Annotated in this window: 12 protein-coding genes; 11 read left to right on the top strand and 1 reads right to left on the bottom strand. The window is 68.2% G+C overall.

What is annotated here, in order from left to right; all coding sequences use genetic code 11:
• Positions 1 to 8 precede the first annotated feature (8 nt).
• The 7 genes from ntrX (at position 9) to KHC19_RS05695 (ending at position 8,339) form a co-directional block, all read left to right on the top strand.
• Positions 9 to 1,376 (top strand): nitrogen assimilation response regulator NtrX, encoded by a 1,368-nt coding sequence (gene ntrX / locus KHC19_RS05725; protein WP_213351367.1) that lies wholly within the window; start codon positions 9 to 11, stop codon positions 1,374 to 1,376.
• 60 nt (positions 1,377 to 1,436) lie between these two features.
• Entirely contained in the window at positions 1,437 to 2,813 is a 1,377-nt protein-coding gene (gene trkA / locus KHC19_RS05720) for a Trk system potassium transporter TrkA (RefSeq protein ID WP_213351365.1), read from the top strand.
• 12 nt (positions 2,814 to 2,825) lie between these two features.
• Positions 2,826 to 4,274 carry a potassium transporter TrkG gene (locus KHC19_RS05715; protein ID WP_213351364.1) on the top strand — a complete coding sequence of 483 codons (1,449 nt, stop codon included), beginning with the start codon at positions 2,826 to 2,828 and terminating at the stop codon, positions 4,272 to 4,274.
• Between the two features lie 21 nt (positions 4,275 to 4,295).
• Entirely contained in the window at positions 4,296 to 5,156 is an 861-nt protein-coding gene (locus KHC19_RS05710) for a D-amino-acid transaminase (RefSeq protein ID WP_213351363.1), read from the top strand.
• 148 nt (positions 5,157 to 5,304) lie between these two features.
• Positions 5,305 to 5,556: an RNA chaperone Hfq gene (gene hfq / locus KHC19_RS05705; RefSeq protein ID WP_213351732.1), complete on the top strand. Its 252-nt coding sequence runs from the start codon at positions 5,305 to 5,307 to the stop codon at positions 5,554 to 5,556.
• Between the two features lie 2 nt (positions 5,557 to 5,558).
• Complete coding sequence (hflX, locus tag KHC19_RS05700) at positions 5,559 to 6,959, top strand: GTPase HflX (RefSeq protein WP_378296647.1); 1,401 nt, start codon at positions 5,559 to 5,561, stop codon at positions 6,957 to 6,959.
• A 42-nt stretch (positions 6,960 to 7,001) separates the two neighbouring features.
• Positions 7,002 to 8,339 carry a nucleotide sugar dehydrogenase gene (locus KHC19_RS05695; protein ID WP_213351360.1) on the top strand — a complete coding sequence of 446 codons (1,338 nt, stop codon included), beginning with the start codon at positions 7,002 to 7,004 and terminating at the stop codon, positions 8,337 to 8,339.
• Between the two features lie 12 nt (positions 8,340 to 8,351).
• Here KHC19_RS05695 and KHC19_RS05690 read toward each other — a convergent pair whose 3' ends face one another.
• Positions 8,352 to 9,305 carry a polysaccharide lyase family 20 protein gene (locus tag KHC19_RS05690; protein WP_213351359.1) on the bottom strand — a complete coding sequence of 318 codons (954 nt, stop codon included), beginning with the start codon at positions 9,303 to 9,305 and terminating at the stop codon, positions 8,352 to 8,354.
• 147 nt (positions 9,306 to 9,452) lie between these two features.
• Between KHC19_RS05690 and KHC19_RS05685 the strand changes: the two genes are divergently transcribed.
• The 4 genes from KHC19_RS05685 (at position 9,453) to KHC19_RS05670 (ending at position 16,301) form a co-directional block, all read left to right on the top strand.
• On the top strand, positions 9,453 to 12,140 hold the full coding sequence (locus KHC19_RS05685) for an ABC transporter ATP-binding protein (RefSeq protein WP_213351357.1): 2,688 nt from the start codon (positions 9,453 to 9,455) through the stop codon (positions 12,138 to 12,140).
• A 27-nt stretch (positions 12,141 to 12,167) separates the two neighbouring features.
• Entirely contained in the window at positions 12,168 to 12,680 is a 513-nt protein-coding gene (locus KHC19_RS05680; RefSeq protein WP_213351355.1) for a cyclic nucleotide-binding domain-containing protein, read from the top strand.
• A gap of 8 nt (positions 12,681 to 12,688) precedes the next feature.
• Entirely contained in the window at positions 12,689 to 14,428 is a 1,740-nt protein-coding gene (locus KHC19_RS05675) for a 2Fe-2S iron-sulfur cluster-binding protein (protein ID WP_213351353.1), read from the top strand.
• Between the two features lie 64 nt (positions 14,429 to 14,492).
• Positions 14,493 to 16,301, top strand: a complete 1,809-nt coding sequence (locus KHC19_RS05670) for an ABC transporter ATP-binding protein (protein WP_213351731.1) — start codon at positions 14,493 to 14,495, stop codon at positions 16,299 to 16,301.
• The last annotated feature ends 7 nt before the right edge of the window (positions 16,302 to 16,308 follow it).

The following is a 16,308-nucleotide window of genomic DNA, read 5'->3' as shown; positions in this document are numbered from 1 at the left end:
ACCCGCCCATGGCGACCGACATTCTGATTGTCGACGACGAGGCCGATATCCGGGGGCTGGTCGCCGGCATTCTGGAAGACGAAGGCTATGGCGCCCGCACCGCCAAGGACAGCGACGAGGCACTCGCCGCCATCGAGGCGCGCCGGCCGCACCTCATCTTCCTCGACATCTGGATCGAGCGTTCCAAGCTCGACGGCCTGCAGCTGCTGGAAGCGATCAAGCGCAACCACCCGGAAGTGCCGGTGGTGATGATCTCCGGCCACGGCACCGTCGAGACCGCGGTGGCGGCGATCAAGCAGGGCGCCTACGACTTCATCGAGAAGCCGTTCAATTCCGATCGGCTGATCCTGGTCGCCAACCGGGCGCTGGAGACGGTGCGGCTCAAGCGCGAGGTACGCGACCTCAAGCAGCGCGCCCCGCTCGCCCAGCACCTGATCGGCAAGTCCTCGGTGATGAACCAGCTGCGCCAGACCATCGAGCGGGTGGCGCCCACCAACAGCCGCATCATGATCGTCGGCCCCTCCGGCTCCGGCAAGGAGCTGACCGCGCGCATGCTGCACGCCGCTTCCGCGCGGGCGGGCGGCCCGTTCGTGGTGATCAACGCCGCCGCCATCACGCCCGAGCGCATGGAGGTCGAGCTGTTCGGCGTCGAGGCGACGGGCGGGCAGGGGCGGCAGGTCGGGGCGCTGGAGGAAGCGCATGGCGGCACGCTGTTCATCGACGAGATCGCCGACATGCCGCGCGAGACCCAGAACCGCATCCTGCGGGTGCTGGTCGACCAGAACTTCATGCGCGTCGGCGGCACCACGCGGGTATCGGTGGATGTGCGGATCATCTCCTCCACGGCGCGCAATCTGGAGAAGGAGATCGCCGAGGGGCGCTTCCGCGAGGACCTCTATCACCGCCTGGGCGTGGTGCCGATCCGCGTCCCGCCGCTGGCCGAACGCCGCGACGACGTGCCGGAACTGGTCGAGTTCTTCCTCGAGCAGATTTCGCACGGCACCGGCCTGCCGCGCCGGCGCATCGCCGACGACGCGCTCGCGGTGCTGCAGTCGCATGACTGGCCGGGCAATGTCCGTCAGCTGCGCAACAATATCGAGCGGCTGCTCATCCTCGCCAGCGGCGAGCCCGACGCCCCGGTGACCGCCGACATGCTGCCGCCGGATGTCGGCTCGCTGGTGCCGAACCTGCCCAACGGCAATGGCGGCGAGCACCTGATGGGCCTGCCGCTGCGCGATGCCCGCGAGGTGTTCGAGCGTGAATATCTGGTGGCGCAGATCAGCCGCTTCGGCGGCAACATCTCGCGCACGGCGGAATTCGTCGGCATGGAACGCTCGGCCTTGCACCGCAAGCTGAAGGCCCTCGGCATCGGCTGAGGGCCCGTGGCGCGGCCGGCGGAATGATATAGTCTCCCGCTTGGGAGTTTGGGGGTAGCGATGAAGGTCGTCATCTGCGGCGCGGGCCAGGTGGGTTTCGGCATCGCCGAGCGTTTGGCGGCCGAACAGAACGACGTGTCGATCATCGACACGTCGCCGCGCCTTATCCAGGCGGTGACCGACACGCTGGACGTGCGCGGCTTTGTCGGCCACGGCTCGCACCCCGACGTGCTGGAGCGTGCCGGGCTGGAAGCGGCGGACATGCTCATCGCCGTGACGCTGCACGACGAGGTGAACATGGTCGCCTGCCAGGTCGGGCACGCCCTGTTCGACGTCCCCACCAAGATCGCCCGCGTGCGCGCCCAGAGCTACCTGCACGGCCACTGGCGCGACCTGTTCTCGCGCGATCACCTGCCCATCGACGTGGTCATCTCCCCGGAGATCGAGGTGGGCGAGATGGTGCTGCGGCGCCTGTCGCTGCCCGGCGCCGTCGATACGGTGAGTTTCGGCGACGGTGCCGCCGTGGTGGTGGGCGTGCGCTGCCTCGACGACTGCCCGGTGCTCGACACCCCGCTGCGCCAGCTCACCGACCTGTTCCCCGATCTGCGGGCGGTGGTGGTGGCGGTGAATCGCAAGGGCAGGGTGTTCGTGCCGCGCAGCGCCGACGCGCTGATCGCCGGCGACCTCGCCTATTTCGTCGCCGGCGCCGACCAGGTGACGCGCGCCCTGTCGATCTTCGGCCATGACGAGCCGCCGGCCCAGCGCGTGGTGATCGGCGGCGGCGGCAATATCGGCCTCTACGTCGCCCGCGAGCTGGAGCGGCGCAATCCCCGGGCGCGGGTGAAGATCATCGAGGACAATGCCGAGCGGGCGGAGACCATCGCCCAGCAATTGTCCAAGACGGTGGTGCTGCGCGGCAGCGCGCTCGACCGGCTGATCCTCGAGGAGGCGGCGGTTGGCGACGCCGACACCATGATCGCCGTCACCAATGACGACCGCGTCAACATCCTGTCCTGCCTGCTGTCGCGCGAGCTCGGCGCCAGCCGCATGCTCTCGCTGCTGAACGACCCGAACTATCCCGGCTTCGCGCGCGGGCTCGGCATCGATGCCTATGTCAATCCGCGGCAGATCACCGTCTCCAAGATCCTGCAATATGTCCGCAAGGGGCGCATCCGCGGCGTGCATTCGCTGCTGGACGGCGCCGGCGAGGTGATCGAGGCCGAGGCGCTGGAAACCTCGCCGCTGGTCGGCAAGCCGCTGCGCAGCCTCGACCTGTTCGACGGCATGCGCATCGGCGCCATCCTGCGGGGAGGGCAGCTGATCCTGCCCCGCGGCGACGTCGTCATCCACGCCCGCGACCGGGTGATCCTGTTCGCGATGGCCGACCGGGTGAAGCGGGTCGAGCAGATGTTCCGGGTCAGCCTGGAATTCTTTTGAGGGCTGCTGCCGATGATCGCGCTCGCCCGCTACGGAGCTGCCGCCGCCTGCGTGATGGCCACCTTCCTGCTCGCCGCGGCGATAGGCGCGCTGCTGCGGCGCGAGGACGGTGCGGCGGCGTTCCTGGCGACGGCGCTCCTCACCGTCTTCGGCGCCGGGGCGGTCTATCTGGGGCTGCGCAACCTCACCGCGCAGCTTGACCGGCTGTCTTCCTTCGCGTTGCTGCTGGTGCTCTGGCTCGGCCTTCCGCTCATCGCGGCCTTTCCCATCGCCGCCACCACGCCGCTCACCTTCGCGCAGGCGTGGTTCGAGGCGATCTCCGCCTTCACCACCACCGGGGGCGGCTCGGTTCACGACATCTCCTCCCTGTCGCGCTCGACGCTGGGATGGCTGCTGACGCTGCAATGGACCGGGGGGCTGCTCACTCTGGTCGGCTTCGTCGCGGTGCTCGGCCCCGCCGGCGTCGGCGGGCTGCCCGATCACGCCGAACGCAGCCACCTGCTGCGGCGGAGCGGCGCCACCTCGGTCTCCGATGCCATGCGGCAGGTGCTGCCCTTCTATCTCGGCGCCACCGCCATCTGCACGGTCATGCTCTACGCGACCGGCGTGGGGGTGTTCGACGCGCTCGGCCTCGCCGGCGCCGCCTTGTCCACCGGCAGCCTCATGCCCGATGCCGACGGCATGGCCGCCTATGGGCCATTCGCGGTGAAGCTGGTGATGATGCTGTTCATGCTGGTCGGAGGCACCAGCATTCTCTGGCATCGCATGATCCTCAGCCGCCGCTTCCGCCTCGCCCTCGGGCAGCAGGAAAATCTCGGCGTCGTGCTGGTGAGCCTTGCCATCGGCATCCTCGCCGCCGCCGGCTGGTATGCGACGCCGGTCGGTGGCCAGTCGCTGGCGCTGGCGCTGGAGGACGGGCTGTTCACCGGCATCGCGCTGGTGACGACCACCGCCATCGAGCCGCATGCCGGCGCCTTCGCGGCGCTGCCGCTCGCCCTGGTGCTGGCGGTGGTCTTCGTCGGCGGCGCCAGCTTCTCCTCGGCGGGCGGCATCAAGATGTACCGCGCCGCCGCCATGGCGGTGCAGGCGTCGCTGGAGCTGGAGCGCCTGGTGCATCCCAACGCCGTGCATCCGCGCCGGCTCGGGCAGCAGAGCATCTCCATGCAGATGATGAAGGCGATCTGGCTGTGCTTCGGCGTCGCCTGCTCGATGGTCGCGATCCTGACGGCGGCGGTCGCGCCGGCCATGCCGAGCTTCGAGGCGGCGCTGGTGGCTGTCGTGGCGGCGATCAGCAATGCCGGCCCGGTCTATTATGCCGACTGGTCGCAGACGGCGGTCTGGCCGGATTGGATCGCCCTGCCGGCCTATGCCCAGATTATACTGGCCCTCGCCATGATTCTCGGACGCCTTGAGATCCTTGTCGTCCTGGGCCTGGCGCATTTCGCCTTGTGGCGGCGGTGACGAGGACGGATCGAGGATTTCATGTCGCGCGTGGCTTATGTGAACGGTCTCTATGTCCCGCACGCCGAGGCCGCCGTGCATGTGGAGGACCGGGGCTACCAGTTCGCCGACGGCGTCTACGAGGTGTGCGAGGTGCGTGGCGGCCGGATGGTCGACGAGCGCCGCCACATGGAGCGGCTGCAGCGTTCCCTGCGCGAGCTGCGGATCGTCATGCCGATGTCGCTGGCGGCGCTGGGCGTGGTGCTGCGCGAGACCATCCGCCGCAACCGCGTGCGCGAGGGCATGGTCTATCTGCAGGTGACGCGCGGCGTCGCCCGGCGCGATCACTATTTCCCGGCGCCGGATACCCCACCGTCGATCGTCGTCACCGCCCGGTCGACCGATGCCGCCAAGGCCGCGGCGGCGGCCGCGAACGGCGCCGCCATCATCACCGTCCCCGACAATCGCTGGGAGCGGGTCGACATCAAGACCGTCGGCCTGCTGCCGAACGTGCTGGCCAAGCAGGCGGCCAAGGAGGCCGGCGCGCGCGAAGCCTGGTTCGTGCGCGACGGCGTGGTCACCGAGGGCGGCTCGACCAATGCCTGGATCGTCACCGCAGCGGGTGCGATCATCACCCGGCCGGCCGATTCGGGCATTTTGCGCGGCATCACCCGCACCGTGCTGTTCGAGGTGGCGAATCGGCTCGGCCTGACGGTGGAGGAACGCGGTTTCACGCTCGAGGAGGCATTTGCCGCGCGAGAAGCATTCATTTCGTCGGCGAGCAACGTGGTCGTCCCCATCGTCACCATAGACGGGAAGACCATTGGCGATGGCAAACCCGGTCCCGTGGCGCGTTCGCTGCGCGATTCTTTCTACAATGTTGCGGAATTTGCCCGCAAATAGCGCAAAAGCTCTTCACAGACGAAGGCATCTTGCGCGATAGGCTTGGTGTGCGATGCTAAAAGAGCACGTCGTGGCTGCCGATCCCCGGACGGGAAAGGCGGCGACGATGGCCGCGCCGGCGCACCACACAAACAACGGATCAAAAAACATGGCCGCGGAACGTACCCAAAATCTTCAGGACACTTTTCTCAACCACGTCCGCAAGAACAAGACGCCGCTCACGATATTCCTCGTCAATGGCGTGAAGCTGCAGGGAGTTGTCACCTGGTTCGACAATTTCTGCGTCCTGCTGCGGCGGGACGGACATTCGCAGCTCGTCTACAAGCATGCGATCTCCACCATCATGCCCGGTCATCCCGTCCAACTTTTCGAGCCTGACGAGACCGGCGAGAAGGGTTGAGCTTGGAAAGCAGGAATCCCCGGCGCTCGCCCGCCGGTTCCGGCGAGAGCCCCGCAACCACCGACGAGCCGACCGGCGACGCCACCCGCGTCGTCGTGCTGGTGCCGCATGTCGCGCGCCGGCCGGGCGAGGAGGGGGAGCGCCGGCGTTCGCCCGAGGCCCGGCTCGACGAAGCCGTCGGCCTTGCTGGCGCCATCGATCTCGATGTCGTCGCGGCTCATGTCATCGGCCTTTCCACCGTGCGGCCGGCCACCTATCTCGGCAGCGGCAAGGTCGAGGAGATCGGCGAGGACGTGAAGGCCCATGAGGCGGGCCTCGTCTTCGTCGATGCGCCGCTCAGCCCGGTGCAGCAGCGCAACCTCGAAAAGGCGTGGTCCGCCAAGGTGATCGACAGGACGGCTCTCATCCTGGAGATCTTCGGCCAGCGCGCCCGCACCAAGGAAGGCGTGCTCCAGGTCGAGCTCGCGCACCTGAACTACCAGAAGAGCCGGCTGGTCCGCTCCTGGACCCATCTGGAGCGCCAGCGCGGCGGCTTCGGCTTTCTCGGCGGTCCCGGCGAGACGCAGATCGAGGCGGACCGGCGCATCATCGGCGAGCGCATCACCAAGATCGAGCGCGAGCTCGAACAGGTGAAGCGCACCCGGGCGCTGCACCGCGCCAGCCGCAAGAAGGTGCCTTACCCGGTCGTCGCCCTGGTCGGCTATACCAATGCCGGCAAATCGACGCTGTTCAACCGGCTCACCGCCGCCAGCGTCATGGCCCAGGACCTGCTCTTCGCCACGCTCGACCCGACGCTGCGGCAAGTGAAGCTCGACACCGGCGACCAGATCATCCTCTCCGACACGGTGGGTTTCATCTCCGACCTGCCGACGCAACTGGTCGCCGCCTTCCGGGCGACGCTGGAGGAGGTCATCGAGGCCGACATCATCCTGCATGTGCGCGACGTCTCGCACGAGGACACCGCGGCGCAGGCGGCCGACGTCGCCGACGTGCTGCGCGGCCTCGGGGTCGACCCGGACGACGATCACCGGCTGATCGAGGTGTGGAACAAGATCGACCGGCTCGACGAGGAGGGGCGCACCCGCACCTTCAATTCGGCGGCGCGGCTCACCGGCGACGCGCATCCCATTCCGGTGTCGGCGCTGACGGGCGAGGGCATGGACGAACTCAAGCTCGCCATCGCCCGCCGGCTGTCGCGCGACCGCGTGACGCTGGCGCTCGATCTCGATCCGGCGGACGGGGAGGGGCTCGGCTGGCTCTATCGCCACAGCGAGGTGCTGGATCGCCGGGCCGCCGACAACGGCACGCTGCATCTGGTGGTGCGGGTGGCGCCGGATCGGGCCGGAAACATCGAGCGCCGCTTCGGCGCCCGCCGCACCGCGTCCCGGCGCGGCGCCGCCTGAGCGACGCCTTCCCAAGATCCGCCCCTTCCGAGACCCTTCCAGATGACCACGTCTCCCTTCGCCGAGCTCGACACGCTGTTCCGCTCGCGCCGCGCCACGATCGGCATCATCGGCCTCGGCTATGTCGGCCTGCCGCTGGCCCTGGTCGCCGCCGAGGCGGGCTTCCCGGTGCGCGGCTTCGACATCAACCCGCGCCGCGTCGAGGCGATCAATGCCGGCGAGCAGGTGATCCGCTACATCGCCGCCGACCGCATGAAGGCGGCCCTGGCGGACGGGCGTTTCCGGGCCACGGAGGATTTCTCCGGCCTCGGTGCCTGCGACGCCATCGTCATCTGCGTGCCGACGCCGCTGACGCGCCAGCGCGAGCCCGATCTCTCCTTCGTCGCCGAGACGACGCGGACCATCGCCGCGACGCTGCGCCCGGGCCAGCTGGTGGTGCTGGAATCCACCACCTGGCCCGGCACCACGGTCGAGCTGGTCAGGCCGATCCTGGAAGAGACCGGGCTCGTCTGCGGTCGCGATTTCTTCCTCGCCTTCTCGCCGGAGCGGGAAGACCCCGGCAATGCCAGCTACTCCACCGCCACCATCCCCAAGGTGGTGGGCGGAGACGGCCCCGAGGCCGGCGCGCTGGCGCAGCTGCTCTACGGGCAGCTGATCAGCAGGGTGGTGCCGGTCTCCTCCACCCAGGTCGCGGAAGCGGTGAAGCTCACGGAGAACATCTTCCGCTCGGTGAACATCGCGCTGGTGAACGAGCTGAAGAGCGTCTACGCCGCCATGGGCATCGACATCTGGGAGGTGATCGAGGCGGCCAGCAGCAAGCCCTTCGGCTTCATGCCCTTCTATCCCGGCCCCGGGCTCGGCGGACACTGCATCCCGATCGACCCGTTCTACCTCACCTGGAAGGCGCGCGAGTTCGACATCGAGACCCGCTTCATCGAGCTCGCCGGCCAGATCAATACCCGCATGCCGTATCTGGTCGTCGACCAGCTCGCCGAGGCGCTCGACCGCAGCTTCGGTCGCGGCCTTGCCGGCGCCCGCATCCTGGTACTCGGTGCGGCCTACAAGAAGAATGTCGACGATGTGCGCGAGAGCCCGGCCCTGAAGCTGATGGAGCTGATCGACGAGCGCGGCGGGCTTTGCGAGTTCCACGACCCGCAGGTGACGGCGCTGCCGCCGACGCGCAGGCACCCGCGCCTCAGCGGCAAGCCGTCGATCCCGCTCGATGCCGCGGCCCTGGCGGGCTTCGACGCCGTGCTGGTGGCGACCGACCATGACGACGTCGATTACGCGCTGGTAGCGGAGCAGGCCCGGCTGGTGGTGGACACCCGCAACGTCTTCGCGCGCCTCGGCCTGGCGCCGCGGCGGCTGGTCAGGGCCTGACGCGGGCCGGCCTCACTTGCCGATCCGGGCGCAGAGGGCGGCGTCGGCCACGTCGGAGCAGGCGGGGCCGCGGCGGAAGTCGTCGTAATAGATGCGCCAGATGTTGCTGTCGCCGCCGCGATAGGGGCCGAACTTGAAATACATGTGCTCGCCGAGCTGCGGCCCCTCATGGCCGATCTTGCCTTCGACGGTGACGATCCACTGGCCGTTGGCGACCACGTCGATCCGCCCGTCGCCCGTGGGCCCCGGCTTCACCATGAACACGTAGTCGACCCAGCCCGAGCCGGCGGCCGGCAGCGGCCCGCGCGGCGTCACCCTTATGTCCGGGGTGCAGCCGGTGAAGCCGGCTTCCTCCGCCCCCATCGCGCCCGGCTCGATGGCGACCAGCGAGCGGAACTGGTTGTATTCGTCGGGCGCCGCCGCCATCGCCTCTCCCGGCTTGCAGCCGTCCGGGCGCTCCGGCGTGCCGATGGGGGCGAACGTGCCGGTATCGGTGTCCACCGTGACGGCGAGGCGGCCTTCCATCAGGCGCAGCGCCAGCAGCGGGCTGTAGTCGCCCATCGCGCCCGGATCGATTTCGCGCTTCCACTGCATCATCACGTAGCGATGGCGCTCGGTGGACACCGGCTGGGCGAGCTGCATCGACAGCCCGTACCAGGTCGGCTGCCCATAGGGCACCAGCACCTCCGGCTTTTCCCAGATCTCCGCGCGCTCGCTGCACAGCTCGTTCTCGGGCTTGCACATCGGGCGCACCGACAGGTCGAGCGCCTGGCGGCCGGCCCGCACCACCTGCGACTGGAACACCACGGTGCCGGCGCTCTGCTCGCGGTTGTGCTTGTAGTAGAGCCCGCCGGCGGGCGCGAAATCCTGGCCCTCGAAACCGTCCGCGAGCGGGGTGGCGGGATCGGCCATTCCCGGCGAGGTCAGCAGGGCGACGAACAGGGCAGCGGTCGGGGCAATGCGCATCTCACCGGGACTCGATTGTCATGCTAGGATCATAAAGCAGTGAGGCCCCCTGCGGGCGAGCGCCTCGCACACCATATGTCGCCACGAGAGTACCCCTGAGAAAAGGCGCCAGGCGCGTTGTCGGTCAATTTTTTTCGTTACGTCTGGATGTACAGCCGGCGTGAGCAGCTCATCGTGCTGTTCTACGTGGCGGCGTCGCTGCCTTTTTACTGGTGGTCGCTCGACGTGCCCAAGCGCATCGTCAACGAGGGCATCCAGGGCAGCGTCTTCGAGAACGGGGTCTCCCAGGCCCGCCTGTTCGCCTACAATCTTTCGCTGCCGGATTATCTCGGCGGCGGCAGCTATGTGATCTCCGACGGGCTGCTGCTGGCCCAGCTGCCCTATCTCTTCGCGCTGAGCCTGGTGTTCCTGGTGCTCACGCTGATCAACGGCTGGTTCAAATACGTCATCAACATCCGCAAGGGCGTGCTCGGCGAGCGCATGCTGCGCCGGTTGCGCTTCGACCTGTTCGGGCTGGTCATGCGCTTCCGCCCGGAGGACATCCGCACGACCAAGCCGGCGGAAGTCACCTCGATGATCAAGGACGAGGTCGAGCCGATCGGCGGCTTTTTCGGCGAGGCGTTCATCACCCCGGCCTTTCTGGGCACCCAGGCGCTCACCGCCATGGCGTTCATCCTCGTCCAGAACATGTGGCTGGGCACGCTCGCCATTGCGCTCATCCTGGTGCAGGGCCTCGTCATCCCGCATCTGCGCCGCGAGCAGATCCGCCTCGGGCGCGAGCGGCAGATCGAATCCCGCATCCTCGCCGGGCGCATCGGCGAGATGATCGAGGCGGCGCCGGCGCTGCATAATTTCGGCGTCACCGGCCATTCCTCGGCCGAGATCGGCCACCGGCTCGGCACGCTGTTCGACATCCGCCTGCGGCTCTATCGCCGCAAATTCGCGGTCAAGTATCTCAACAACCTGCTCGCCCAGCTCACTCCCTTCGTCTTCTACACGCTCGGGGGCTACCTCGCGCTCAAGGGCCAGCTGGACATCGGCCAGCTGGTGGCGGTGATCGCCGCCTATCGCGACCTGCCGACGCCGATCAAGGAACTGATCGACTGGGACCAGCAGCGGGCGGACGTCACCGTCAAATACGAGCAGGTGGTCAGCCAGTTCTCCAAGGACACGCTGCTGCCGAAGGAAACCATCGAGCCGCCGCCGGCGGTGGCGGCCGATGCGCCGATCACCGTGGTCGGGCTGCGGGTGGTCAATGGCCGCGGCCTCGTCCAGCTGGATCGCATGTCGGTGGCCATGGACCGCCCCGGCCGCATCGCCCTCGCCGGCCCGGCGGGGGGAGGGCGCGACGTGCTGGCGAAGGTCATCGGCCGTCAGGTCACCGATTACCAGGGAAGCGTGGCGATCGACGGACGGGAGATCGCCGGCATGTCGGACCGCGAGGCCAGCGCCCTGCTGCTCTACGTGTCGAGCGAGCCCTTCATCATGTCGGGCTCCATTCGCGACAACCTCACCCTGGCGCTGCGCCGCGCCACCCCGCGGCCGGACGAGCGCGCAGAGCTCTCCGCGAAGCAGCGCTACTGGCTGGAGGAGGCGCGCAAGACCGACAATCCGCTGGTGTCGCCCGATGCCGATTGGATCGACTACGCCGCCATCGGCGCCTCCAGCCCGGCGGAGGTGGACGCCGCCGTCAGCAATGCCCTGCGGATCGTGCGCGGCTATGACGAGATCTTCCGGGTCGGCATGTCGAGCCGGCTCGGCGACGACACGCCCCCGGACACCGCCGAGCGCCTGCTGGCGGCACGGCCGGCGATGATCGAGCGCTTCAAGGAGCGGGGCCTCCTGCAATATGTCGAGGCCTTCGAGCCCGACACGTTCAACACCAGCGCCAGCATCGGCGAGAACCTGCTCTACGGCGTCGCGGTCGGGAACCGCTTCAGCCCGGAGAACATGGCCGCCGATCCGTTCATGCGCTCGATCATCGCCGCCGAGGCGCTGACCGCTCCGCTGACCGCGATCGGCATCAAGATGGTGGAGACGGTGGCCGACGTCTTCCAGGACCTCGCCCCGGACAATCCGCTGCGCGAGCGCTATTCCTTCATCGACAATGCCGAGATCGAGGCGGTGTGGCCGGAGGTTCGCTCCGCCTGGAATCGCGGGCAGCGTCGGCATCTGAGCGCGCAGGTCCGCGACAAGCTGATCGGCTACGCGCTGATGTATGTGGAGCCGCGCCATCGCCTCAACCTGATCGACGACCGGCTGGTGGCCCGCATCCTGCGCGCGCGCGCCAGTTTCCGGCAGTTCCTGCCGGCGTCGGATGCCAAGGACGTGGAGTTCTACGACGAGGGGCGGCTGATGCCGGCCGCCTCCATCCGCGACAACCTCATCTTCGGCCGCGTCCGCTATGGCAAGGCGCACATGCGCGACAAGCTTCTCGCCGCCATCGCCGAGGTGCTGAACGAGCACGGGCTGGAAAGCTTCGTGGTCTCCAAGGGCCTCGACCAGGAGGTCGGCCCGGGGGGCCGGCTGATCTCGGTGCAGCAGCGGGTGACGGTGCAGCTGGCCCGCGCCATGCTGCGGCGGCCGGATATCCTCATACTCGACGATGCTCTATCTAGCTTCACGCCGTCGGAAGGCCATATGATCCTTGAGAACATCATGGACGCCATGGAAGGGCGCACCGTCATCGTGACCCAGTCGGGCGAGGATGACCTGTCGTCCTTCGACACAGTGCTTAAATTCGAAGGTGCTAAGTTTACTGGCCTTGAACGGAGAGAGAGCGCTCGGATACCTTCCGATGCGGTGGCGTCGGAGCCTGCGACGGCATCTGCATAGGGGGCCGAGCTCCTCAGGAGGTTGAACATGACCATCGAGGACGAAGTCAGGTCGATGCAGAAATTCCGCATGTTCCATCATGTGGAGGCGTCCAAGCTGAAGCTGCTCGCCATGGTCAGCGACCGGATCACGTTCCAGCCGGGCGAGGTGATCTACGAGCAGGGTGCCGCCTCCGATGCGGTCTACATCGTGCTGGAAGGGCAGTTCACCGTCTCGCTCCGCACGGCGGCGGCGGGGGTGATCAATTTCGCCCAGCACGTGCGCGGCGCCATTCTCGGCGAGGCGGGCGTGCTGTGCGATCAGGACCGCATGGTGACCATCACCGCCGAAACTCCTGTCGTCGCCTTGCGCATCGATCGCGATATCTTCTTGCAGTTGCTGAAAGAATCGCCGCCTTTCAATTTCGCCGTCATGCGCGAGCTGGGACGCCAGATCATGGACCTGAACAATATCTGCGCCCAGTTGGTGCAGCAGCTCCCCGAGGGGGCGGCGGCGGCCGATGCCGGGCGCAACATTTCCGAGCCGCAGCACGCACATTGACCACTTAGATGGCCTCGATCACCACCACCGGCACGCCGGCGCCCGGCAGGATCCAGCAGGATCTTCGCGACCGTCCCTGGGCTTGCCATGCGCGGCTCTGGTCGGGGATCGTACTGTTCACCTTCGTGCTGACGCATCTCGTCAACCATGCGGTCGGCATATTCGGCATCGAGGCGATGGAGGTCGCGCAGCAATGGCGGTGGCTGCTGTGGAAGTCGCTTCCCGGCACCGTCCTGCTCTACGGCTCCTTCGCGACGCATCTGGTCCTCGCCAGCCAGCGCATCCTGCGCCGCCATACCTGGCGGATGCCGCGGGACGAGGCCTGGCAGATCGTGTCGGGCCTCGCCATCCCGCTGCTGGCCGCCGGCCATGTGCTGGAGACCCGGGTCGGCGGCACCTGGTTCGGAGCCGACGAGACCTACCACGCGGTGCTCTCCCGGATGTGGCCGGCGGTCGCCCCGTGGCAGACCATGCTCCTCCTGGTCGCCTGGACGCATGGCGTGGTCGGCATCCACCACTCGCTGCGCTACCAGGGCTGGTACCCGCACTGGCAGGCGACGCTGCGCGTGGTGGCGATCATCATCCCGCTGCTGTCGCTCGCCGGCTTCGTCGCCTCGGGACGCGAGGCGGGGGGAACCTATGTGAATCCCAAGCCGATGACGGCCGAGCAGCGGGCCGGCCTCGACCGGGCGCGGATGATGCTGGACAGCGGTCTCGGCGCCTTCGGCATCGGGCTGGCCGGCCTCATCGGCTTCGCCTATCTGCGCCGGCGGGCGCGGGCGACGGTGACCATCACCTATCGCGGCTACGGCCCCATCCAGGTGCCCCGCGGCGTCTCCGTGCTGGAGGCGAGCCGCATGCACGGCATTCCGCACCCCTCGACTTGCCGCGGGCGCGGGCGCTGCTCGACCTGCCGGGTGCATATACTGGCCGGCGCCAAGGGGCTGCCGGAGACGTCGGGACCGGAGCGGATGCTGCTCGCCCATATCGGCGCGCCCGAGAATGTGCGCCTCGGCTGCCAGCTCCGTCCCAATCACGACATCGGCGTGCGGGTGCTGATGCCGGTGCTCGGCCGCGCGACGGCCGACGTCGACGGCGACGCCAATGAATGGGCGCTGGAGCGCAGCGCCACCGTGCTGTGCCTGGACCTGCGGGCCTTCAGCACGCTGACGCAGAACCGGCTCCCCTATGAGATCGCTGTGCTGATCAATCGCTTTGCCGCCGAGATGACCCAGGCAGTGGAAAGCCATGGCGGTCATGTGGACCTGATGTATGGCGACGGCCTGGTAGCGGTCTTCGACGCCGACGAGCACCATGTCGGTGCCGGCGCCCGGGCGGCGCTGAGCGCGATGCGGGACATGAGCCGGGTGCTCGACCTGCTGAATTCGGAAATGAGGGGTGCTTTGCCCATCCCCATCCGCGCCGGCATCGGCGTCCATACCGGGCCGGTGGTGCTGGCCCGCATCGGCGACGGCCTGCAGAATTCCGTCATGCGCGCCATCGGCACCACCGTCGCCTTCTCGGTGGGCCTGGAGGCGGCGTCGAAGGAGTTCCTGGCGGACTACGTGGTCTCGACCACGACGGCCGAGGCCTCCGGCTACGACTTCACCGACTACAGCGTCCGCGACGTCGTGGTCGACGCGCACAACACGACGGTCCCGGCCTATGCCGTTTCCGATCGCGCGGCGCTGGACAAGATCATGGCGCGCCCTGCTATGCTCAGGGTCCTGAACAAGGCCGGAGTATAGACGCGTGGCGCTCCCGACGCCTTCCGATGTCCTGCGCATCGAGGACCTGCGCATTTCCTTCGAGATGCACGGCCATCTCAACGAGGTGGTGAAGGGCGTGTCACTGCGCGTGCCCGCCGGGCGCACGGTCGCGCTGGTGGGGGAATCCGGCTCCGGCAAGACCGTCATCTCCCAGGCGGTCATGGGGCTGCTGCCGCGCAACGGCCTCATCACCGAAGGCCGCATCCTGTTCAGCGACCCGCTGAAGGACGGCAAGGTCCTCGACATCGCCCAGCTTCCCGCCGACGGCACCAAGATGCGCAAGCTGCGGGGCGGGCGCATCGGCATGATCTTCCAGGAGCCGATGTCCTCGCTGTCGCCGGTGCACACGGTCGGCAGCCAGATCGAGGAGGCGCTGCAGCTCCATCGCCCGCATCCGCGCCGGGAGGCGAGGGCGGTCACCGAGAAGATGCTCGGCCTGGTCGGCTTCCGCGACCCGCCCCGCTCCTATGACCGCTACCCCTTCGAACTGTCCGGCGGCCTGCGCCAGCGCGCCATGCTCGCCATGGCGCTCATCTGCCACCCGGCGCTGCTGATCGCCGACGAGCCCACCACCGCGCTCGACGTCACCATCCAGGCGCAGGTGCTGAAGCTGATGAAGGAGCTCCAGCACGACATCGGCATGGCGATCCTCCTGATCACCCACGACCTCGGCGTCGTCGCCAACATGGCGGACGAGGTGGTGGTGGTCTATCGCGGCGAGGTGATGGAAGCCGGCCCGGTGGACGACATCTTCCGCCGGCCCTCGCATCCCTATCTCAAGGCGCTGCTGAAGGCGTCGCCGGACTTCGACATGAAGGAAGGCGAGCGCCTGGTGGCGCTGCGCGACGTGGCGCCGGTGGCGCCGACCCGGCTCAAGCCCGCCTATGACAACAGCGCGCCGCTGCTGAGCGTGCGCCATCTGCGCAAGACCTACGGCTCCAAGAGCGGCGGCGCGGTGCTGGCGGTCGACGATGTGAGCTTCGACATCGGGCGGGGCGAATGCCTCGGCCTGGTGGGCGAGAGCGGCTCGGGCAAGACCACCGTCGGCAACATGATCATGCGGGCGCGCAAGGCGGATGCCGGCGACGTCGTCTTTCACGGCGAGAAGGGCGCCGTCGACGTGCTGGGGCTGGATTCCCACGCGCTGAAGGCCTTCCGCCCGCACATGCAGATGATCTTCCAGGACCCGGTCAGCTCGCTGTCGCCGCGCATGACGGTGCTCGACATCATCCGCGAGCCGATGATCATCCAGGGCCGGGGCGACATCCGCGCCCAGAAGGAGCGGGCGGTGGAGCTGATGCAGGCGGTGGGCCTCGACCCCCGCTTCCTCAACCGCTACCCGCACAGCTTCTCCGGCGGGCAGCGCCAGCGCATCGGCATCGCCCGCGCCCTGGCGCTCGATCCCGAGCTCATCATCTGCGACGAGCCGGTATCGGCGCTGGATGTCTCCGTGCAGGCGCAGATCCTCAACCTGCTCAAGGATCTGCAGGCCTCGCTCGGCCTCACCTACCTGTTCGTCTCCCACAATCTCGCCGTGGTGCACTACATGGCCGAGCGCATCGCGGTGATGGCGCGCGGGCGCATCGTCGAGATCGGGCCCCGGCAGGAGCTGTTCCGCCATCCGGCGCATCCCTATACCCAGTGCCTGCTGAAGGCGGTGCCGCTGCCGGACCTCGACCGCAAGCTGGACTTCGACATCGCCATGTCCGGCGGCACGGCGTCGGATCCGGCGAGCTGGCCGCGGGAGTTCCGGGGCTCCGAAGGCTCTCCCCTGGGAATGATCGATCTCGGCAACGGCCATAGCGTGCTGGCGGCCGAGAACTGCACCGCCCAAGACATTCGCTGCGCATAGGGGTCGT

The organism is Ancylobacter oerskovii, assembly GCF_018390555.1.
GTDB lineage: Bacteria > Pseudomonadota > Alphaproteobacteria > Rhizobiales > Xanthobacteraceae > Ancylobacter > Ancylobacter oerskovii.
Note: the sequence above shows the minus strand (reverse complement) of the source record. Positions and strands in the feature narration are given on the sequence as shown.